Source organism: Chryseobacterium luquanense (assembly GCF_026460945.1).
Taxonomy (GTDB): domain Bacteria; phylum Bacteroidota; class Bacteroidia; order Flavobacteriales; family Weeksellaceae; genus Chryseobacterium; species Chryseobacterium luquanense.
This window is the reverse complement of the sequence record NZ_JAOVZV010000016.1, coordinates 89,239-109,476: the sequence shown is the minus strand read 5'-3', so window position 1 is coordinate 109,476 and position 20,238 is coordinate 89,239. Positions and strand designations below refer to the sequence as shown.

The following is a 20,238-nucleotide window of genomic DNA, read 5'->3' as shown; positions in this document are numbered from 1 at the left end:
GCATGATGATGATTTATAAAATTATTAATAAACTTCAAACTACAGTTCAGGATTTTCAGCAAAGGGTTTACAACAAAATCTGCGTTAGCAACGGTTTGAAATTAGGAAAAAACGTAGTAATTCGAAATCATGTTTCCTTTGGCTCAGAGCCGTTTTTAGTGGAAATTGGCGATGAAACCAGAATCGGAGAAGGTGCTACCTTTGTTACTCATTCAGGTTTTACGGTCAATCTCAGAAAACTTGAAGGTTATGAAGAAGTGAGAAACTTTGGGCATATCAAAATTGGAAAAAACTGTGCTATCGGAAATGGTTCCGTCATTTTACAAAATGTAGAAATTGGCGACAATTGTGTTTTAGGAGCAAATTCCGTTTTATCTGATTCTATGCCGAGTCACACCGTTTATTCAGGAAATCCCGCAAAATATGTTTGCGAAATAGAAGATTATGGTGACGTTCTCAAAAAAACAACTATTGATTATCCTTTAGAGCTTGAGAAAGACAAAAAGCAACTAAATGAATGGCTCAAAGCCAACTTGCCAAAGAAATTCAAAGCTGCAGAATAATGTCACAAAAAAAGAAAATTCTCATTCGTATTGGTTCGCTTCGTCATGGAGGTGCAGAAAAAGTTTTGGCAACTTTTCTAAAAAACCTTCCGGAAGATAAATATGAAATTGATTTACTTTTAAATTTATATTCAGGGAAATATTTAGACGAAATTCCGAAGTGGATTACTATTATTTTTCTGAATAAAGGTGAAATGATTACAACAAACAGAATTCAGGATATTCCGAAAAAAGCGGCAAGAGTTGTTTATCAGAAATCATTAAAAAAGTTCCCGAATCTTCTTTACAAAAGAAAACTGAAAGGTAAAAAGTACGACATTGAATTCGCTGCTATTCACGGAATGCGTGATGAAATTCTAAATTCTCCGCTGAAATCATCAAAAAAAATCGTCTGGATTCACAATGATCTTTCGGAAGTAAAAGGATATTCTGAAACAGAGATTAAAAAGTTTTTCAGTTTTGATAAAATTATGGTGATTTCAGAAAAAATAGAGAAACTATTCATTGATTTGGCTGAAAATGAAAACCAGAAACAAAAAATTGTCAAAATTTACAATCCTTTAGATACTGAAGAAATTTTAACAAAGTCAGAAAAAACAGTTATTAATTATGAATTTGATCAAAATGTTCCGACTTTTATTTCTGTAGGGACAATTTTCCCACAAAAAGGCTTTGATAGGCTTTTGAATGTTCATAAAAAGCTTCTGGATGAAGGTTTACACCATAAAATTTTAATCATTGGAAATGGTTTAGATTTTGAAAATATTAAAAAGCTCAAATCCGAGTTGAAGGTTGATGAAACTGCAACAATGTTAGGTTTTACAGATAATCCTTATCCTTATTTTAAAAATGCTGATTTTTATATTTTAAGTTCGAGATATGAAGGTTTTCCGACGGTTTTATTTGAAGCCATTACTTTAAAAAAGAAAATTATTGCGACAGAAGTTTCCGGCGTCAATGAAATGTTGAATAGCGGTGAATTGGGTTTAATTATTGAAAACTCAGAAGAAGGAATATATTCAGGAATGAAAAAAGCATTACTGCAGCCTCAAGATTTTGAAGAATATTCTGAAAAATTAAAAAACTATATAATTCCTTTTAATCTCAAAAATTCTGTTGAAAAAATAACTTCAGTTTTAGATGAGTTATAAATTTTAAAACTAAAAACACACTATAAATTTGTCCTATGGCAGAAAATCATTCGATTATACAAAAAGATTTTTTCAGAGAAAGCGGAAAATGGCTGACAACTTTTCAAATCTGGTTAAAATGTTTTAATCCTAATCTTCATTATGTATACATTCTAAGAAAAAGCCAAAAATATCACAAAACCCCAATTTTGGGATTGTATTGGAAGCTTGTATTGAGGCATTTTCAAATTAAATATGGCTTTCAGATTTATCCGGAAACCGAAATTGGCGAAGGTTTCTATTTGGGACATTGGGGAATGGTGGCCATCAATCCGAAAGTAATCATCGGCAAAAACTGTAATATTGCACAAGGAGTAAGTATTGCGCAATCTAACCGTGGAAAGCAAAAAGGCACCCCAAAATTAGGCGATGAAGTTTGGGTTGGTCCCAATGCAGTTATTGCAGGCGGAATCACGATTGGAGACAATGTTATTATCGCTCCAAACACTTATCTTTCGGAAGATGTACCGAGTAATTCTTTAGTAATTGGAAATCCCTGCAGAATTTTTAATATTGCAAACGCAACCGAAGATTACATTAACAACAGAGTTTAATTTTTTCTCTGTTTTACTGTGAAAATCCTTGCCATTAATTTTTGATCAGATTTTCTGTAAAACGAGCTAATTGTTTTCACCTTATTATCTTGAAGCTGCTCTACAGAATTTAGAATGTAAACTATTTTATCATTCTTATCGCAGTTTGCATAATACATAATATCCCTGAAAAGCGTAAAATAATTTTCCTCGTGATCTACTTCCTGAATTTTATTAAAATACTGAAGTTCACAAAAATCATTGATCACAGGATAAGAGGCAAAATATAAAAGCCCTACTCCATTGAGATCATAATAAGGATTTAGAGAATATTCATATCTAAAAATCTCATCTTCAGTAATATTGAATACATAATTTTTGTAAAAGAAAGTCTTTAATTCTTCTTTTTTAATTAACCTGTACTCATTTCCGAAAACCGGAAATTCTGAAGTTTGCGGAATGCTGCAAAACTCCACTGCAGGCTGACTTTTGGCAAGACTTTTATTGTCTCCTGTAGATTTTCTTATCGAAAAACTAGTCATCATTTCGATAAGAAGATTATTATCATTAGAATCAAAGTTTATTTTACTGAAAAACATTCCCATTCCATATCTTGAAATTTCTGTTTTAAAAGCAAAAGGATCATTTTCCTGAAAATCACTCAGATTTGTATTACCAGTAATTCTTATTCTTACAAAAGTTGCGTAGAGTCTGTTTCCAAGGTCATCTTTAAGATCAGACGATGAAGAATCCAGGCCTTTGCAAAGCAAGTCCCAATGCAAACTCCCTGATTCCTTAAACAACCAGTTTTCAGATAAAGCTTCAAGACACATTTGAGGCATGTTTATATTTTGTTCCTCTTTTTGAAATGCAACATTTTGTGTTTGAAGATTATTTAATTGTGAAGAATCCTGCTTTTCTGCATATTCCAAAATATCATTCAGATTTTTGAAAGCAAGCCATTCTTTATTGGGAATCATTCTGCCCAGTTTGGTCTCAATTTCAACACGAAGAGAAACCAAATCAATACTGTCTATTTCTAAGTTTTGAAAGTTTTTACTAAAATCAGCAGTATCAAGATTGGGCAAAAGTCGGGTAATACTATTTTTCATCGTTTTTATTGTGATGCAAAATTATTAAATTTTGTTAAAAAGGTTTGTAAATTAGCTAAAATTAATACATTTGTATAATTATTGATTCAGTCTATTGAATTTGGAAATAATTTAAACGAAATAAATAATTATAATCTTTAAAATTTTAATTGATGAAGAATTCGTACGAAGTTATTTTCGAAAACAACAGAAAATGGGTAGAGTCTAAGGTTGCAGATAATCCGCATTTCTTTGAAGATCTTGCCAAAACTCAAAACCCTGAGTATCTTTACATAGGATGTTCAGACAGCAGAGCGACGGCAGAAGAACTGATGGGCGCCAAACCGGGTGAAGTTTTTGTTCACAGAAATATTGCAAATATTGTTAATACTTTAGATATGAGCTCCACTGCTGTTATACAATATGCGGTAGAACATTTAAAGGTAAAACATATTATAGTTTGTGGACATTACAATTGCGGTGGTGTGAAAGCAGCGATGACACCTCAGGATTTAGGACTTTTAAATCCTTGGCTGAGAAACATTCGTGATGTTTACAGATTGCATCAAGCAGAACTGGATTCTATCGATGATGAGAGCAAACGTTATGACAGGCTTGTAGAACTAAATGTTCAGGAGCAATGTATAAACGTAATTAAAATGGCTTGTGTACAGGAACGATATATCTTAGACGAATATCCTATTGTTCACGGCTGGGTTTTTGACCTTAGAACGGGTAAAATTATAGATCTGGAGATTGATTTTGAGGAAATCTTAAAAGACATTCAAAAGATTTACAATCTTACAAGTTCAGACTGGGTCATGAGCAGAAAGACGAAATAATCTTTCTAAAAATTTGAGTGAATGAAATTCTGGAGTATCATTACATTACTGTTTATCATCAATTTTACAGCCTTGCCGAGCATCGCTGCAATTTGTGGGTGGAAATTGCAGAGAACTAATGTAATCTTAAACGAAGAAGAAACACACTCTCATTACTCATCATTTACGGTTTATGAAAAGACTTTACCAAAGACTTTAAACGTACATGATTTTCTGAAGTTTTTCGAGCCTGATCTCGAGCACACCTCTTTTGTGCTGATTGATGACACCCGTCATCTTTCACCATTTCTTACTATATTTTCTCCTCCTCCGGAAGCTTAATTTATTTACATTACTAAATATTCATGTCAGATTTGATGTTGAATAGATGTCCATTTTAAATTAATTTCCAATTTTTATTACCGAAGATTTAATTAAATCAATCGGTTACACTAAGTATTTTTCGCTGTCATGAAAAAAACAAATTCATTATTTGGAGGAATTAAGGAGAATTTTCCTTCAGGCCTCGTTGTATTTTTAGTTGCCCTTCCTTTATGTTTAGGAATTGCATTAGCATCCGGTGCGCCACCATTATCCGGCATTATTGCAGGGATTGTGGGTGGTTTAGTTATTGGCGCAATCAGTAATTCAAACATTTCGGTTTCGGGACCTGCTGCAGGTCTTACTGCCATTGTTTTAACGGCAATTACAGATCTTGGAGCTTTCGAGCTGTTTCTTTGCGCAGGTATTATTGCAGGTATCATTCAATTGGTTTTAGGCTTTGTAAGAGCCGGAAGTATTTCCAATTATTTCCCTAACAATGTAATTGAGGGAATGCTTGCTGCGATAGGAATTATCATTATTTTAAAACAAATTCCTCATGCATTAGGTTTTGATAAAGACTATGAAGGTCACGAATCTATTTTTGATAAAGGCTTAAATTTCAATTACTTTTCAGAACTTATGGGAGCAATCCATCCCGGAGCAGTAATTGTAACTGTTGTTTCAATTACTTTACTTTTAGCTTGGGACAAAATTCCGGTTTTAAAAAGGATAAAAATGCTTCCCGGAGCTTTAGTTGCCGTTGTTGTCGGAATTTTATTAAATGAGTTATTCAAATTATCCGGAAGTTCTTTGGCAATTGGTAAAGAGCATTTGGTTAATTTACCTGTACCTAAAAGTCTTGATGATTTTAAAAATTTAGTGATTCTTCCTGACTTTAATGGTTTTACCAATGTAAAAGTTTGGATTGCAGGAGCAACGATTGCAATTGTTGCGTCGATTGAGACATTACTTTGTATTGAAGCTTCAGACCGTTTGGATGTTCAGAGAAGAATTACCGACACCAATTTAGAATTAAAAGCTCAGGGAATCGGAAATTTAATCAGTTCATTTATCGGCGGGTTACCAATGACATCTGTTGTTGTAAGGAGTTCTGCAAATGCAAACGCAGGAGCAACTTCGAAGATATCAGCGATGATTCACGGAGTTCTTTTATTGGTTTGTGTATTGACAATTCCTGTAATTTTAAATTTAATTCCATTATCAACACTTGCAGCAGTATTGCTTTTGGTAGGATATAAATTGGCAAAACCTGCGACATTTAAACATTTTTGGAAGTTGGGAAAATTCCAGTTTATTCCGTTCGTGGCAACTGTAGTAGCAATTGTGGCAACCGATTTATTAAAAGGTGTAGGAATTGGCTTGGCGATTTCGGTTTTCTATATTTTACAAGGAAATATGAAACGTGCTTATTATTTAAGCCGTGAAAAACTGAGTGATGCAGACGGAATTACAATAAAATTGGCAGAAGAAGTATCTTTCTTAAATAAAGCTGCTATTAAAAAGACATTGAAAAACATTAAATCAAACTCTACGGTAACGATTGATGCGAGAGGAACATCATATATCGCAACGGATGTATTGGAAATGATTCAGGATTTTGCCAACATCCGGGCGAAAGAAGAAGACATTAATGTGGAACTTTTAGGCTTCAAAACTTCGTATAAAGATTACGAAACCGATGAAGATTCTCACATCGTCATTACCCACAAACGAGCAATGTAAGCTCAAATAAATTTTATAATTTTAATAATAATTCAAAAAATAAAAAAATCATATGAAAGCACATACATCAGAAACTCAGTCTACGATTACACCAGAAAAAGCATTACAGTTTTTAAAGGAAGGAAACCAAAGATTTGTAGGAAACTTAAAGGCAAACAGAGACTTATTGGAGCAGGTAAATGCAACTCGTGAAGGGCAATGGCCTTTTGCAGTTGTTTTGAGCTGTATCGACAGCCGTACTTCTGCAGAATTAATCTTTGACCAAGGATTGGGAGATGTTTTCAGTATCAGAATTGCAGGAAATTTTGTAAATCAGGACATTTTAGGTTCAATGGAATTTGGCTGTAATGTAGCAGGTTCTAAATTGGTTGTCGTTTTAGGTCACACAAAATGCGGAGCTTTGAAAGGCGGACTAGATTCTGCTAAAATCGAAGGGATGGGAATGGATAATTTAAACCATTTAATTGATCATTTCGACCCAATTATTAAAACAATCATTGAAGATGGTGAAGAGCGTTCTTCAGCGAATGCAGATCTTTTAGAAAGATTAAATCAGCACAATGTAAAAAATGCAATTGATGATATCCGTAAGCAAAGTTCCACTTTAAAAAGACTTGAAGAAGAAGGTAAAATTAAAATTGTAGGAGCGAATTATGACGTTGAAACAGGCGTTGTAACTTGGTTATAATCAATTTATTTTAATAAATAAATCGGGCGGAATGTGTTTTCCGCCCAATTTTTATTTACCATTAAAAGCAGACATTGTATTACCAATTCCTGCAAAAACAAAAGACAGACAAGCTTTTGTGAATTTTTCTATTCTTTCGGGAAGTTTTTCATTTTCTTCTGCATTCCAAGCTCCTAAAACATAATCAACCTGTCTTCCTTCTGAAAATTCAGCCGAAATCCCAAAACGGAGTCTTGCATAATTTTGAGTCTGTAAGACTTCCTGAATGTTTTTCAACCCATTATGACCTGCATCAGAACCTTTCATTTTCATTCTTAAAGTTCCGAAAGGCAAAGCAAGATCATCTGTAACAATCATTACATTTTCCAAAGGAATATTTTCTTTCTGCATCCAATATTTTACGGCATTTCCTGAGAGGTTCATATATGTATCAGGTTTTAAAACCAATACTTTTCTTCCTTTATATTTTCCTTCTGCCATCCAGCCGAAGTTTGTTGTGTGAAATGATGACTCTAAAGTTTCTGCAATTTTTTCAGCAACTTTAAAACCTATATTGTGACGTGTATTTTCGTATTCTGCGCCTTTGTTACCAAGACCTACAATTAAATATTTCATGAGAAATTTTTTGCAAAATTAAGAGTTCTGAAATAAAAAACTCAACCCGAAAAGGATTGAGTTTTAAATATTCTTAAAGAATTTTATTATTTACAAAGGTTTATAAAAGTAATTAACTTTAAAACCTTGAGTAACATAAGTTTGAGGATCATATCTATAATCAGTAGTGAAAGGAACTGTAACCGGAATTGATGGAACCAAATCTGTTATAGCCATTCTTTTAGGATTATTTGGAGACATAATCAAAGCTCTGTCGTCATTTACTTTCGTAGAGATAAGTAATGAAACTTTGTATGCAAATGGCAATAATGTATAACCATTTATCTGAGAATCATAATTTGTAAATGCGAAACTGTACTTTTCAGTTGGAGCATTAGCCACACCTCCTGTAAAAGTTCCTACATTTTTCAAAACTTCCGAAACATTATCACCTGAATAGCTATAAGAAGCTTTAGAATAATCTGTGTAAACAAAACTAGGAATATCTGCACCCCATTTTGAATCAATCGTTACCATTTTACCTGTAGTAGCACTGTATGTAAGATTGTGAAGCGCTTTTGTTTTTGCAAAAACTGCGTATACCCCAACAGTAGCCGGAGGAACTGGTGCAGCTCTTCTGTAGACTGTTCTGTTTTCAGAAATCAAAGTAAGTCTGCTTAAATTTCCGTAAGTGTATTGTTGAGTATAAGAAGTACTGTCGGTATCTAAAACACCGTCACCATCAGAATCTAAAAATCCATTAAATGTAATTTTACTGATTTTATCTCCACTCCATTCTACGTTTGTTACTGTATTTTTAGGTGTTTTAACTCTAGAAAGAAGCAAACCGTTGTATTCATATTCTGCAATAACTCCTACATCTGTTATTTCTCTTGATAAAGCTCTAGGACCAATCAAACCAGTATTCTGGTTCAAATCCAAAAGCGGATTTCCTTCTTCATCAGTCAAATCTTTACAAGAGTGTATAGAAGATAGACCTGCAATTAGCACAACAAAATAGAAAAGTCTTTTCATAATCTAATGGGATTATTTAATTTTCCACAAATATAATTTTTTTTTGTATAAAAATCATATAATTATTGATATTCTAGCAAAACTAGTAACAAAAATATCTTTATAATGCCTTATAAATATACTTTTGACTTTGCGTCTGATCTGAAACCGGATAATTTTGAGTATCATACAGATATGTATAAGCTCCCGGAATTGCCGGAGCCGGAGCCGGGTAAACAACACTGAAATTTGTAATATTGTTAGCAGAAAGTGACGAAAAATTAAGAGGATGCATCAAACTCCACATCACAAAAAATGTTTTCGGCAAAGTAGTATAAGGATTTATCTTACTGTCATAACCAGAAAAATTATATGTAGAAGCCATTACCGTAGACATATCAGGAACCCCCGTTGAACTTGTAACTCCGCTTTCTACAACAACTTTCGAAATATTATCACCTGTATTTGTAAAATTATAATTGGAAAAATGAGTGTAAGTACTTCCCATTTTTTTCTTTTCAACAATTTTCGTCATTTTTCCTGAACCATCATAAGTGTAGGTGTACTCGCTGTTGAAACTAGGTGTACTTCCTAATGTTGTACTACAAGTGGTACCATTGATTTTTCCGCTCGAGTCATATGTTACATTGAAATCATATGCCAAACTATTTGCAGGAACTCCATTGACTTCCTGAGCAAATTTCACTTTTGTAACTTTTCCTAAAGTATAAGTAACATTTCCGATCAGAAACGAATTAGGGCCGCTTGCTTCTTTGAAAATTGCTTTTTCAAGAGTAGTTCCAGTGGTTACAAATTCTTGATTTGTAACATTATTAACATTTATTTTATGTAAAATTCGTGGCCCTGTAATTGAAGGTGCACTTCCACCTCCACTTCCGGGATTACCATTATTGTTTACAGTATTATTAATAGGATCTGCGGTAGTATTATCGCAAGAGAACATAAAACCAAGAAGTAAAGTTGCTACTCCGGTAATAAATTTGTTTCTGTTCATAAAGTTTCAGTTTTTTTAATGACACAAATATAATTTATTTTCAATATTGTTAGATTTATTTTAAAATTTTAACAAAAAAAATATCCAAAACTTATAGTTTCAGATATTTTACAATTTATTTTTGATTAATTAAATCCCCAAAATAGATTTCAGCAAAACATTTACCTCATCCACATTTTTCACTTTATCTTTTCGCATCATTAAATTATTTCCGTCTTTTCCTACTTTTTCTTTCAATTGAGCCTGTGCAGGATTTTGAGTTAAATAAGATATAATATGTCTGAATTTATCGGTCTGATAAAATTTATCTTGCGGATTACCCGGAAAATATCCTAAGAAAATTCCGTTTTTCATCACGATTTTTTCAAAACCGATATCTGCAGCAAGCCATTTTAAAGCAACACTTTTCAATAAATTGATAACTTCATTGGGTAACGTTCCGAAACGGTCTTTTAGCTCAGCTTCAAATTTTGTTAAATCTTTCTCGTTATCAATTTCAGCTAATTTTTGGTAAAGCAACAGTCTTTCTTCGGTACTCGAAACATAAGAGTCGGGAAGCATTAATTCCAGATCAGTATCAATATTCACTTCTTTTACCGATTTGAAAAGCTTGTTTCGGTCTTCTTCATTTTCAAAAAGATTTTCAAAATTCTCATCATCTTTCAATTCTTCCAGAGCTTCCTGCATCATTTTCTGATAAGTTTCAAAGCCCATTTCGTTGATAAATCCACTTTGTTCTGCTCCGAGCAAATCTCCCGCTCCACGAATTTCCAAATCCTTCATTGCAATCTGAAAACCACTTCCAAGATCAGAAAACTGCTCAATTGCTTCTAATCTTTTTCTCGCATCGGAAGTCATCATGTCAAATGGTGGCGTAATCAAGTAACAAAATGCTTTTCTGTTGCTTCTCCCAACTCTACCTCTCATTTGGTGAAGATCTGCCATTCCGAAACGTTGTGCATCATTAATGAAAATCGTATTCGCATTCGGAACATCCACTCCACTTTCTATAATCGTGGTTGCAACCAAAACATCGTATTTTCCATCCATAAAATCCAGAACATTTTGCTCCATTTGCTTTCCTTCCATTTGTCCGTGTGCGGTAATGACTCTTGCATCAGGAACTAATCTTTGAATCAGCCCTGCAATATCTTTTAGATTTTCAATTCTGTTATTGATGAAATAAACCTGTCCGTCACGTTGCAATTCATAAGAAACTGCATCACGAATAATTTCTTCGCTAAATCCAATAATACTTGTATCAACCGGTTGTCTGTTTGGCGGTGGCGTTTTGATGACCGAAAGATCCCTTGCAGCCATTAAAGAAAACTGTAATGTTCTCGGAATCGGAGTTGCAGTCAATGTTAATGTATCCACATTGGTTTTCATCGTTTTGAGTTTATCTTTTACAGAAACTCCAAATTTATGCTCTTCATCGATAATTAATAACCCTAAATTTTTAAATTTCACTTTATCTGAAGCCAACTGATGCGTCCCAATAACGATATCCATTTTTCCATCTTCCAATCCTTTTAAAGTTTCAGACTTTTGTTTTGCAGTTCTGAAACGGTTTAAGTAAGAAATATTTACCGGAAAATCTTTCAATCTTTCTTTGAAACTTCTATAATGTTGGAAAGCCAAAATTGTAGTCGGAACTAAAATCGCAACTTGTTTACCATCTGTAGCCGCTTTAAAAGCAGCACGAATAGCAACTTCCGTTTTCCCAAAACCTACGTCACCGCAAATCAAACGGTCCATCACCCCTTCATCTTCCATGTCTTTTTTCACATCAAGAGTAGCTTTTTCCTGATCTGGTGTATCTTCATAAGTAAAACTTGCTTCCAATTCATTTTGGAGATAAGAATCTGGCGAATATTGAAATCCTTTTGCCGTTTTTCTTTCCGCATATAATTTAATCAGATCAAAAGCAATCTGTTTTACTCTCGCTTTGGTTTTTTGCTTTAAAGATTTCCAAGCTGGAGAGCCAAGTTTACTTAAAACGATTTCTTTTCCGTCGGGACCGTTATATTTTGAAATTTTATGAAGTGAATGAATGCTTACATACAATAAATCACCGTTTTTATACGTCAACTTAAAACATTCCTGAATTTTACCGTCGTTATTAACTTTTACCAATCCCATAAATTTCCCGATTCCGTGATCGATATGAGCGATAAAATCTCCTACTTTTAAAGACATTAAATCTTTCAGCGTTAACTGTTCAGATTTTGCAAAAGCATTTTTGGCTTTATATCTTTGATAACGGTCAAAAATCTGGTGATCTGTATACACCAGAATTTTATGATCAGGATCTACAAAGCCTTCGTGTAATTCAGATTTAAAACTTTTAAAAGCAATCTGATGTCCCAGTTCTTCAAAAATAGATTCGAGTCTGTCTTTTTGTTTGTCAGTAGAGAAAGAGATCCAAATTTCAAAACCCTCTTCTTTTTTTTCCTGCAAATCTTCAATCAGCAATTGGAAATTTTTGTGAAATGAAGGCTGAATATTCTGATTGAGCTTAATTTCGTGAGACTTAATCTGTTCAATTCCCACGCTGCTGAAATCTATTGTTTTAAATTTTTTATAATCAAATAGAAATTCCTCATCCGAAATAAATAATTCCTGCGGTCTTCTGTGCGCAATATCTTTATTTAAATCATCATATTTTTCTAAAGATTTTTCGTAAAAACTCCTCAGTTTCTGCAAACCGACAATTCCGTTTTTAGAAATAACAAAACTTTCTTTAGGCAAAATTTCAAGGAAAGAAACTCTTGTCCCCAAAACCGAAAAATTCATATTGGAAACTAACTGAAATCCATCAACTTTATCAACAGAAAGCTGAGTTTCTATGTCAAAAGTTTTGATATTTTCAACTTCATTTCCAAAGAAAGTGAGACGATAGGGTTTTTCGTTGGAATAAGAAAAAACGTCGACAATTCCCCCACGAACGGAAAATTCGCCCGGCTCAGAAACAAAATCAGTTTGATTAAACTGGTAATGATTCAGCAATTCGTCTACAAAATCAAAATCAAGCTGATCACCGGTTTTTATATGATGCGAAATTGCTTTAAAATCTTCTTTCTTCAGAACTTTTTCAGACAAAGCACCAATGTAAGCAACAATAACTTTCGGAGATTTTTCTGAATTTATCTTATTTAAAACTTCAGTTCGCAAAACCAAATTGGCATTCTGAGTTTTTTCAACCTGATAAGGCTCCAGATGTGTTGCAGGAAAATAAAGTATATTTTCTTTCCCCAACAAATCTTCCATTTCACTGTTTACGTACAACGCTTCTTCTTTATCATCAACAAGAAAAAGCAAAGTTTTTTTGTGCGTAAGAAAAAGTTCGGCAGCGAAAACCGAAGCCGAAGAACCTGCACTTCCTCTTACCGAAAGATGCGATTGACTATCTATTTGTGCAAAAATTTCTTTTCCAAATTCTTTTTTCAGCAAATCCGGAAGAAACTTTTCATTGATATTTTTTAACTGCATAAATAATGTAGGTATAAAACGACAAAAGCGATTTCGAGAGTTACCCGAAACCGTTTGATTAGGTCAAAGATACGTTATTTTTTATTTTAAATTCTTTCAGCCAAACAATTCAAATATTAACCCAAAAATTACTTTTTCTTAATTTTTAAACAAAAAAGCTTAAAAAAAGTTAAAATAATTCGCAATTTCAACTTGGGCACAATCTTTGGAAATTCAATTCTAAATAAACCAAAAAATAAAATATTATGAAAAATGTATTCAAAATTTTAGGAGTTTTTGTATTTCTATTTACCGCCTTTTCACTTTCGTCGTGTAGAGATGATGACGATCCTGCAGATAATGATTTCTTCGCAGGAACTTATAAAGGAAGTGTTTCTTACACAGATAGTGACAACAACATTTCTACAGACAACGGTGAAGTATTTGTAACTAAAATCGCAAGCGGAACCAAATACAATTTCAGGTTTTCAAACGGAATTCCTGAATTAAACGGTCTTGAATTTCAAAAACAAGGCGACAATACTTTAGTTATGGTAAATTCTAATGCATTAGTCTATGTAAGAATCGACAATAACGAATTAAAAATGATTTATACTGTGGATGGCAAAACATGGAGAGCCAACTGTACAAGATAATTTAACGACTATTCGTTCATATGTTTGTCCGTTTCCAAATTTTGGAGGCGGGCTTTTTTATTGGTTTGAAGAATTAATTTCAATTTAATAAGTGATAAAATTTAGTTAAGATTTGACAAAAATAAATTTACAATCAGTTTTTTCCTAAATTTACTTTAGTAAAAAAATTAAACAAATGAAAAAATTTCTCACTGCAATGTCAATCGTTTTAGGATTAGGATTTGCAACTGCTCAACAAGTTGCTCCGGCAACAAAAACTACAACCACTAAAACTGTAAAACCAGTAAAAGCTGCAGAACCAACTGCTGGGAAACCTGCACAAAAACTTAAAAAAGATGGAACTCCAGACAAAAGATATAAAGAAAATCAAAAGCTGAAGAAAGACGGAACTCCTGATAAAAGATACAAAGTCAACAAATAAAAAAGGCAGATAGCTGTCATTCATAATCAAATTTTCAATAAACCGATGCCTAGAACATCGGTTTTTTTTAGTTTAAATATTAAATTATTTCTGTGGATTCTCTACTTATTTATAAATTTGAACCATGTTAAACTTTCTAAAGAAAAATGCGGCGTTGGTTTGGGCAAAAAAACATGTTCAAAAAGCAGAAGAATTCAAGAAAAACGCAGAAAAAAATCAGGAGAAACTATTATTATCTCTTGTCGAAACCGCCCAAAAAACTCTTTTTGGAAGAACACATACTTTTGAAACCATTAAATCTGTAAAAGATTTTCAAGAAAAAGTTCCGGTTGCCGATTATGAAGATTTAAAACCATATATCGAAAAAGTAAAACGAGGACAACGAGATATTTTATGGATTGAAACTCCTGAATATTTTGCTAAAACTTCAGGAACGACTTCAGGTTCAAAATACATCCCGATTTCTAAAGAGGGAATGCCTTTTCAGGTAAAAGGAGCTCAAAGTGCACTTTTCCATTACATTGCCAAGAAAAACAACGCTGATTTTGTTGGCGGAAAAATGATTTTCTTGCAGGGAAGCCCCGAACTTGAGGAAGTTTTTGGGATTCAAACCGGCAGACTTTCTGGAATTGTAGCGCATCACATCCCAAATTATCTTCAGAAAAACAGATTACCAAGCTGGGAAACCAATATGATGGAAGACTGGGAAGCTAAAGTCGACAAAATCGTTGAGGAAACCGAGAAAGAAAATATGACATTGATTTCAGGAATTCCGCCTTGGTTGATTATGTACTTTGAAAAGCTAATCGAAAAAAACGGTAAAAAAATTAAACAAATTTTTCCAAATCTTCAGCTGATTGTTACAGGTGGTGTAAATTACGAACCTTACCGTGATAAAATGGAAGAACTTTTGGGCGGAAAAGTAGATATTGTACAGACGTTTCCCGCTTCGGAAGGTTTTTTTGCATTTCAGGATGATTATACAAAAGAAGGATTATTACTTTTAACCAATCACGGTATTTTTTATGAATTTATTCCTTTAGAAAAATTCGGAAAACCTGATGCGCAAAGATTAACTTTAAAAGATATTGAACTTAATAAAGATTATGCTTTAATTTTAACAACCAATTCCGGTTTGTGGGCATATTCGATTGGTGATGTTGTAAGGTTTATTGATAAAAATCCGCACAGAATTTTGGTGAGTGGAAGAACCAAACATTTTACTTCAGCTTTTGGTGAACATGTGATTGCTTTTGAAGTGGAAGAAGCGGTAAAAGCTACCGTAGAAAAATTTCCGGCTCAGATCACGGAGTTTCATTTGGCTCCGGAAGTTAATCCGGAAGAAGGTTTGCCTTATCACGAATGGTTTATTGAGTTTGAAAAAGAGCCTGAAAATTTAGACTTATTTAAAAATGAACTAGACGATCAGCTAAGAAAACGCAACACGTATTATGATGACTTGATTTCAGGAAACATCTTGCAAAAACTTCATATTTCTAAGCTTCAGAAAAATGCTTTTCAGGAATATGCAAAATCTCAGGGTAAACTGGGTGGTCAAAATAAAATTCCGAGACTGGCAAACGACAGAAAAATTGCAGATTTACTGAAAATTTATAAAAAATAATACACCAAAGAAATCACTAATTATGAAAAGAATTTTGTCCATTTTAGTAATCATTTCAATTACATCTTGCAGTTCGGTAAAATACAGTGCCGCAAAAAATCTTGATAATTATAAAAATATAAAAGCAGGAAACAAATACACCTTTCATCAGACCGACGGAAGCAAAAGCCCGATGACGATAAGTTCGATTTCTAAAGACAGTATAATCGGAACCAAAAAAAATGAAAGAATTGCTATTGCAAAAAACAATATTACCGAGATAAGAAAAGACAGAACTGCTGTTGCTGCCGTTGCAACAGCCGGAGGAATCGCCGCTGTTACAGTATTAGTTGTTGGGATGACAAAGGCTACAAAAGATTTAGCTGACACTGCGGCGGCTTTCGGAAGCGGTTTAAATTAATTCAGATAAAATAATCTTTTAAATATAAATTTTCTCCATTTTTCAACCTAATATTATAAAAAATGTGAGATTTTCTTTTTTAATGAAAACGTATATTCAAAAAAAATTATAAATTTGGAAAACTAAAAAATTGTAATGAAAGCATCTGTACTTTTAAAATCATCATTATTTACGTCTTTATTTGTAATTTCATCTTGTGCAACAACAAAGTACAGCGAAGATATTGCGCAAAATAACTATTCAAACCTTGACGCCGGAAAAATCTACGTTGTAACGCCAAGAGACGGTTCTAAAAAACAAACTATTTTGTTCCGTAACATTGATGGTGACAACATCATTGGTACAAAAGGAAAAAAAGACAGTACAGAGGTTATTATTCCTAAGTCTAACATTGCTTCTGTAAAAGACAGATCACAAGCGAGAGTTGTAGGCGGTGCTGTTGTAATCGGTGCTGCAGGTGCTGCTGCAATTGTCATCAGTTCTTTGAGAGCCGACTAAAATAGACAACATCTTTCAAAAGATATTTTATTTATCATTTGAAAACTGAAAATACTGATAGCCTTAAATGAATATTTAAGGCTATTTTTGTGCATGATTTCTTTATTGCCGCTCAAAACATTACAAAATGTTGAATTTCGAAATCTTCTTACCGGAAGATTTTTTATTGTTTTAGCATTCAGAATGCTCGCTACTTTATTGGGGTGGTGGGTTTATCAATTAACGAAAGATCCTTTTTCCATCGGACTTATCGGACTTTCTGAAGTAATTCCGGCGGTAAGTTGTGCTTTGTATGCAGGTCACGTAATTGACATGAACGAAAAGAAAAGACTTCTGCTGATTTGTAATTATGTCTATGTTTTTCTCATCAGTTTACTAATGATTCCTGCGTTTTTTGATGTTGAACTTCATTTTACAGGGCACGAAATCACTTATTTTATCTACGCTGTTATTTTCTTTACGGGAATTGCAAGAGCTTTTATAGGTCCAATTGTTCCGTCAATGATCCCTAAAATAGTGGAGAAAGTAAATCTTCCTAGTGCAATTACTTTAAATCAGGCAACTTTCTTGGTTTCTTCAGTTTGCGGTCATGCTGTAGGTGGATTTCTGATCGGATTTTTCGGCGTTAAATGGACTTTATTAGTGATAATTTCACTTTTATTGGTTGCTTCTTTATTTTTTTGGCAGTTGAAACAACAGTTTTCAGAGCATAAAAAAGATGAAATCAAAGTGATGGAAAGTATGCGTGAAGGAATTGCTTATATTTTTAAGACTAAAGAAATTTTAGGGGCGCTTTGTTTAGATATGTTTGCAGTCCTTTTTGGAGGCGCCGTTGCATTGATTCCTGTTTTTGCGACAGATATTTTAAAATCGGGAGCAGAAGGTTTTGGATTATTAAATGCCGCTTCGGATATTGGTTCGATGATTATTATTACGACACTATCGTTGATTCCTTTAAGAAAAAATCAGGGTAAAATTTTGTTGGCTGTCGTTGCAGGATTTGGATTGTGTATTATCGGTTTCGGATTATCGCATTATTACTGGCTTTCTTTTATGTTTTTGGTTTTAAGCGGAATGTTGGATGGAATCTCTGTAGTTATTCGAGGAACGATTGTTCAGTTGAAAACTCCGGATCATATTCGGGGAAGAGTTTTGAGCGTAAATTCAATTTTTATTATGTCGAGCAACGAAATGGGACAATTTGAAAGCGGATTGGCTGCTAAACTTTTAGGAGTTGTAAGATCAGTAGTTTTCGGCGGAAGCATGACGATTTTAATTGCATTAATTGTGGGAAGTACAAATCCTAAATTGAGAAAAATGCAATATTAAACACATTATACCGTTATGCTATGATATACAATAAAAACTTTAATATAAGATTAATAATTTTTTTATATTTGTATTAAATAATTTTTCAAAAATGAAAAAAACTCTACTCATTTTTTTAACAATCATTTCTCAAATGATTTTTGCACAGTCAGATTGCCCTACAGCAATTTCTGTATGTGGAAATTCTGATATTTCGTACACCCCTTCCGGACCGGGAAGTATTATCGAAATTTTAAATAATCCTGGTTGTTTAAATCAAAACGAACACTTTTCGGTTTGGTACACTTTTACGATTGCTACTTCGGGAACCTTAGCATTCGTTATTGATGCCAATAATAATCCTGACGACTACGATTTTGCGGTGTATGGCCCTAATAAAACATGTGGTAATTTAGGTGCGCCGATAAGATGCAACTATGCAGGATCTTCACCTACAGGAAACACGGGACTTACCTTAGGTCCACCTCCTTCAGCTTATTTCAATCCTCATCTGGATGTAATCGCTGGTGAAACGTATTATCTTATCGTTGATAACTTCCAAAGTACAGCCAATGGTTTCTCACTTAGCTGGAGTGGTACAGCAACTCTTGCTTCACCTTTTAATGATCCCGCATTAATTACCAACCCATTTATTACACCTGGGCTTCCAAATGCTGATCCATTATTACCAAATGAAGTGGTAGTTTGTTCAAATCCTGCAACTTTCAATTTCAGCACATTATCAAGTGGTATCATTAATGGTAATACCAACTTTACGGTATCATATTATTACAATACGAATGATATGTTAGCAGGAATCAACGCTATTACTGCGCCAATTATTGTAAACACGACAAGTACATATTACTACAGTATTGGGTATACAGATCCTACCAACCCAGCCAATCCTATTAATAAATGTAAACAAACGGGAAGGTTTAAATTTAAGAATGGTGCCATAACAGCAACCGACGCAACCCTGACTGAATGTAATAACAATAATATAGGAACCGCTGTTTTTAATCTTACAACAGCCAATGTTATAGCCGATCCTACATACGTAAAAAAGTATTATGAATCTATGTATGATCTTAATAACAATTTAAATGAAATTACTAACCCATACCAATATACTTCTGCTGGAGGATCTATTTTTGTATTGGTAACCACTCAGTACGGATGTACTGATGTTGCAGAGGTGAAATTAAATTTCTACCCAGTTGCAACAGGAACTGAAGCTACGCTAAGATCTTGTTTTATAGAAACAAATCCTTCAACAGCAGAATTTAACCTTACGGTTGCTACAATAAACAATCCTACAGGAACTACGAAACAGTATTATCCGTCAATGACTGATGCGATTAATCAAACCAATGCAATTATAGATCCTCTTCACCACGTTGCACCAAACGGAGTGATTTACATCAGAGTAATAACAGCGAATAATTGTTATACAGTTGTAAAAGTTAATTTAGTTGTGATTCCGCCTGTTTATTCTACAGTATTAGTAGATAAAATTATATGCATAGAAGACAGAACTACTTTAGATGCAGGAACTGGTTTCAGCAGCTATTTATGGAGCACCGGAGCTACTACACAAACGATTTCGAATGTGGGGGTAGGAACTTATTGGGTAAAACTTAAAACCGGTGATTGTACAGCAACACAAAAAGTAAAAGTATATGCTTCGGAACAACCAGTAGTGAGCAATATTGAAATTTCAAACAATACAGTAACTGCTTATGTTACAGGAGGAGCTCCTGCATATCAATATTCACTTGATAACGTAAATTGGCAAGACTCTAATATTTTCAATAATATAACCAGAGGAGATCATACAATCTATGTAAGAGATTCATATGATTGTGAACCAATACAAGTAGGTATTGTTGTACCAAACTTAGTCAATGTAATCACTCCAAACGGAGACGGAGTAAATGACGTTATTGATTATTCTGCATTGGCAGGAAAACAGAATTTAATTCTTAGTATTTTCGACAGATACGGAGCTAAAATCTATCAGGCAGATAAAACCAACGGTTACAAATGGGATGGTTCTGCTAGCGGTACCAGAAAAGTTCCGACAGGAAATTACTGGTATTCTGTTACTTGGAATGAAAATAATAAAAATAACACTCCAATCAAGTTCTCAGGATGGGTATTGGTAAAAAACAGAGAATAACATTTTCATCAATTATAAAAAAGTCGCTTATTTAGCGACTTTTTTTTGTAATTGAATGATAATCTTTATATTTAATTAAATTTTATTTAAATTTGTATTTAA

19 protein-coding genes are annotated in these 20,238 nt (G+C 33.5%); 14 read left to right on the top strand and 5 right to left on the bottom strand.

The genetic code is table 11. The annotated features are described in order from the left end of the window. Positions 1-2 precede the first annotated feature (2 nt). The 3 genes from OEA66_RS14740 to OEA66_RS14730 are packed head-to-tail and all read left to right on the top strand — an operon-like array spanning position 3 to position 2,307. The gene (locus OEA66_RS14740; protein ID WP_267282108.1) at positions 3-563 is read left to right on the top strand and encodes an acyltransferase; all 561 of its coding nucleotides are present in this window, start codon (positions 3-5) and stop codon (positions 561-563) included. Continuing rightward, the gene (locus OEA66_RS14735) at positions 563-1,714 is read left to right on the top strand and encodes a glycosyltransferase (protein WP_267282107.1); all 1,152 of its coding nucleotides are present in this window, start codon (positions 563-565) and stop codon (positions 1,712-1,714) included. Before OEA66_RS14740 ends, OEA66_RS14735 begins: the two co-directional genes overlap by 1 nt. 35 nt (positions 1,715-1,749) lie before the next feature. Further along, positions 1,750-2,307 (top strand): serine O-acetyltransferase, encoded by a 558-nt coding sequence (locus tag OEA66_RS14730; protein WP_267282106.1) that lies wholly within the window; start codon positions 1,750-1,752, stop codon positions 2,305-2,307. Here OEA66_RS14730 and OEA66_RS14725 read toward each other — a convergent pair. After that, complete coding sequence (locus tag OEA66_RS14725; RefSeq protein ID WP_267282105.1) at positions 2,304-3,398, bottom strand: Pnap_2097 family protein; 1,095 nt, start codon at positions 3,396-3,398, stop codon at positions 2,304-2,306. The genes OEA66_RS14730 and OEA66_RS14725 overlap by 4 nt on opposite strands. A 152-nt stretch (positions 3,399-3,550) precedes the next feature. On the opposite strand from OEA66_RS14725, the gene OEA66_RS14720 reads away from it, so the two are divergent. The 4 genes from OEA66_RS14720 to OEA66_RS14705 all read left to right on the top strand — a co-directional run bounded on the left by OEA66_RS14720 (position 3,551) and on the right by OEA66_RS14705 (position 6,953). Next, entirely contained in the window at positions 3,551-4,219 is a 669-nt protein-coding gene (locus tag OEA66_RS14720; protein WP_267282104.1) for a carbonic anhydrase, read from the top strand. A gap of 21 nt (positions 4,220-4,240) precedes the next feature. Further along, entirely contained in the window at positions 4,241-4,540 is a 300-nt protein-coding gene (locus OEA66_RS14715; protein ID WP_267282103.1) for a hypothetical protein, read from the top strand. Between the two features lie 129 nt (positions 4,541-4,669). Further along, on the top strand, positions 4,670-6,265 hold the full coding sequence (locus OEA66_RS14710) for a SulP family inorganic anion transporter (protein ID WP_267282102.1): 1,596 nt from the start codon (positions 4,670-4,672) through the stop codon (positions 6,263-6,265). A 52-nt stretch (positions 6,266-6,317) separates the two neighbouring features. Then, entirely contained in the window at positions 6,318-6,953 is a 636-nt protein-coding gene (locus OEA66_RS14705; protein WP_267282101.1) for a carbonic anhydrase family protein, read from the top strand. 51 nt (positions 6,954-7,004) lie between these two features. On the opposite strand, the gene pth is transcribed toward OEA66_RS14705, so the two are convergent. From pth to mfd, 4 genes are all read right to left on the bottom strand, one after another. Then, positions 7,005-7,568 (bottom strand): aminoacyl-tRNA hydrolase, encoded by a 564-nt coding sequence (gene pth / locus OEA66_RS14700; RefSeq protein WP_267282100.1) that lies wholly within the window; start codon positions 7,566-7,568, stop codon positions 7,005-7,007. A gap of 90 nt (positions 7,569-7,658) precedes the next feature. Beyond that, positions 7,659-8,582 (bottom strand): protein kinase family protein, encoded by a 924-nt coding sequence (locus OEA66_RS14695; RefSeq protein ID WP_267282099.1) that lies wholly within the window; start codon positions 8,580-8,582, stop codon positions 7,659-7,661. A gap of 100 nt (positions 8,583-8,682) precedes the next feature. After that, on the bottom strand, positions 8,683-9,576 hold the full coding sequence (locus OEA66_RS14690) for a hypothetical protein (RefSeq protein WP_267282098.1): 894 nt from the start codon (positions 9,574-9,576) through the stop codon (positions 8,683-8,685). A gap of 129 nt (positions 9,577-9,705) precedes the next feature. Further along, positions 9,706-13,068, bottom strand: coding sequence for a transcription-repair coupling factor (gene mfd, locus OEA66_RS14685; protein ID WP_267282097.1), 3,363 nt, complete (start codon positions 13,066-13,068; stop codon positions 9,706-9,708). Positions 13,069-13,313: 245 nt separating this feature from the next. Between mfd and OEA66_RS14680 the strand changes: the two genes are divergently transcribed. The 7 genes from OEA66_RS14680 to OEA66_RS14650 all read left to right on the top strand — a co-directional run bounded on the left by OEA66_RS14680 (position 13,314) and on the right by OEA66_RS14650 (position 20,136). Further along, positions 13,314-13,703, top strand: a complete 390-nt coding sequence (locus OEA66_RS14680) for a hypothetical protein (RefSeq protein WP_267282096.1) — start codon at positions 13,314-13,316, stop codon at positions 13,701-13,703. 175 nt (positions 13,704-13,878) lie between these two features. After that, entirely contained in the window at positions 13,879-14,124 is a 246-nt protein-coding gene (locus tag OEA66_RS14675; protein ID WP_267282095.1) for a hypothetical protein, read from the top strand. 124 nt (positions 14,125-14,248) lie between these two features. After that, positions 14,249-15,748, top strand: a complete 1,500-nt coding sequence (locus OEA66_RS14670) for a GH3 auxin-responsive promoter family protein (protein ID WP_267282094.1) — start codon at positions 14,249-14,251, stop codon at positions 15,746-15,748. A 22-nt stretch (positions 15,749-15,770) separates the two neighbouring features. Then, positions 15,771-16,148 (top strand): hypothetical protein, encoded by a 378-nt coding sequence (locus OEA66_RS14665; RefSeq protein WP_267282093.1) that lies wholly within the window; start codon positions 15,771-15,773, stop codon positions 16,146-16,148. A gap of 135 nt (positions 16,149-16,283) precedes the next feature. After that, complete coding sequence (locus tag OEA66_RS14660) at positions 16,284-16,646, top strand: hypothetical protein (protein WP_267282092.1); 363 nt, start codon at positions 16,284-16,286, stop codon at positions 16,644-16,646. A 93-nt stretch (positions 16,647-16,739) separates the two neighbouring features. Further along, a complete protein-coding gene (locus tag OEA66_RS14655; RefSeq protein ID WP_267282091.1) occupies positions 16,740-17,975 on the top strand; it encodes an MFS transporter in 1,236 nt (411 codons plus the stop codon). Between the two features lie 91 nt (positions 17,976-18,066). Continuing rightward, entirely contained in the window at positions 18,067-20,136 is a 2,070-nt protein-coding gene (locus OEA66_RS14650) for an FIDD domain-containing protein (protein ID WP_267282090.1), read from the top strand. The last annotated feature ends 102 nt before the right edge of the window (positions 20,137-20,238 follow it).

Excerpts from the sequence above, each read along its gene's own strand:
- OEA66_RS14690 (WP_267282098.1), bottom strand. The coding sequence starts at position 9,576 with ATGAACAGAAACAAATTTATTACCGGAGTAGCAACTTTACTTCTTGGT.
- OEA66_RS14720 (WP_267282104.1), top strand. The coding sequence starts at position 3,551 with ATGAAGAATTCGTACGAAGTTATTTTCGAAAACAACAGAAAATGGGTA.
- OEA66_RS14650 (WP_267282090.1), top strand. The coding sequence starts at position 18,067 with ATGAAAAAAACTCTACTCATTTTTTTAACAATCATTTCTCAAATGATT.
- OEA66_RS14665 (WP_267282093.1), top strand. The coding sequence starts at position 15,771 with ATGAAAAGAATTTTGTCCATTTTAGTAATCATTTCAATTACATCTTGC.
- OEA66_RS14735 (WP_267282107.1), top strand. The coding sequence starts at position 563 with ATGTCACAAAAAAAGAAAATTCTCATTCGTATTGGTTCGCTTCGTCAT.
- OEA66_RS14670 (WP_267282094.1), top strand. The coding sequence starts at position 14,249 with ATGTTAAACTTTCTAAAGAAAAATGCGGCGTTGGTTTGGGCAAAAAAA.
- OEA66_RS14655 (WP_267282091.1), top strand. The coding sequence starts at position 16,740 with ATGATTTCTTTATTGCCGCTCAAAACATTACAAAATGTTGAATTTCGA.
- OEA66_RS14710 (WP_267282102.1), top strand. The coding sequence starts at position 4,670 with ATGAAAAAAACAAATTCATTATTTGGAGGAATTAAGGAGAATTTTCCT.
- OEA66_RS14695 (WP_267282099.1), bottom strand. The coding sequence starts at position 8,582 with ATGAAAAGACTTTTCTATTTTGTTGTGCTAATTGCAGGTCTATCTTCT.
- pth (WP_267282100.1), bottom strand. The coding sequence starts at position 7,568 with ATGAAATATTTAATTGTAGGTCTTGGTAACAAAGGCGCAGAATACGAA.
- OEA66_RS14725 (WP_267282105.1), bottom strand. The coding sequence starts at position 3,398 with ATGAAAAATAGTATTACCCGACTTTTGCCCAATCTTGATACTGCTGAT.
- OEA66_RS14675 (WP_267282095.1), top strand. The coding sequence starts at position 13,879 with ATGAAAAAATTTCTCACTGCAATGTCAATCGTTTTAGGATTAGGATTT.
- OEA66_RS14705 (WP_267282101.1), top strand. The coding sequence starts at position 6,318 with ATGAAAGCACATACATCAGAAACTCAGTCTACGATTACACCAGAAAAA.
- mfd (WP_267282097.1), bottom strand. The coding sequence starts at position 13,068 with ATGCAGTTAAAAAATATCAATGAAAAGTTTCTTCCGGATTTGCTGAAA.
- OEA66_RS14730 (WP_267282106.1), top strand. The coding sequence starts at position 1,750 with ATGGCAGAAAATCATTCGATTATACAAAAAGATTTTTTCAGAGAAAGC.
- OEA66_RS14740 (WP_267282108.1), top strand. The coding sequence starts at position 3 with ATGATGATGATTTATAAAATTATTAATAAACTTCAAACTACAGTTCAG.
- OEA66_RS14680 (WP_267282096.1), top strand. The coding sequence starts at position 13,314 with ATGAAAAATGTATTCAAAATTTTAGGAGTTTTTGTATTTCTATTTACC.
- OEA66_RS14660 (WP_267282092.1), top strand. The coding sequence starts at position 16,284 with ATGAAAGCATCTGTACTTTTAAAATCATCATTATTTACGTCTTTATTT.
- OEA66_RS14715 (WP_267282103.1), top strand. The coding sequence starts at position 4,241 with ATGAAATTCTGGAGTATCATTACATTACTGTTTATCATCAATTTTACA.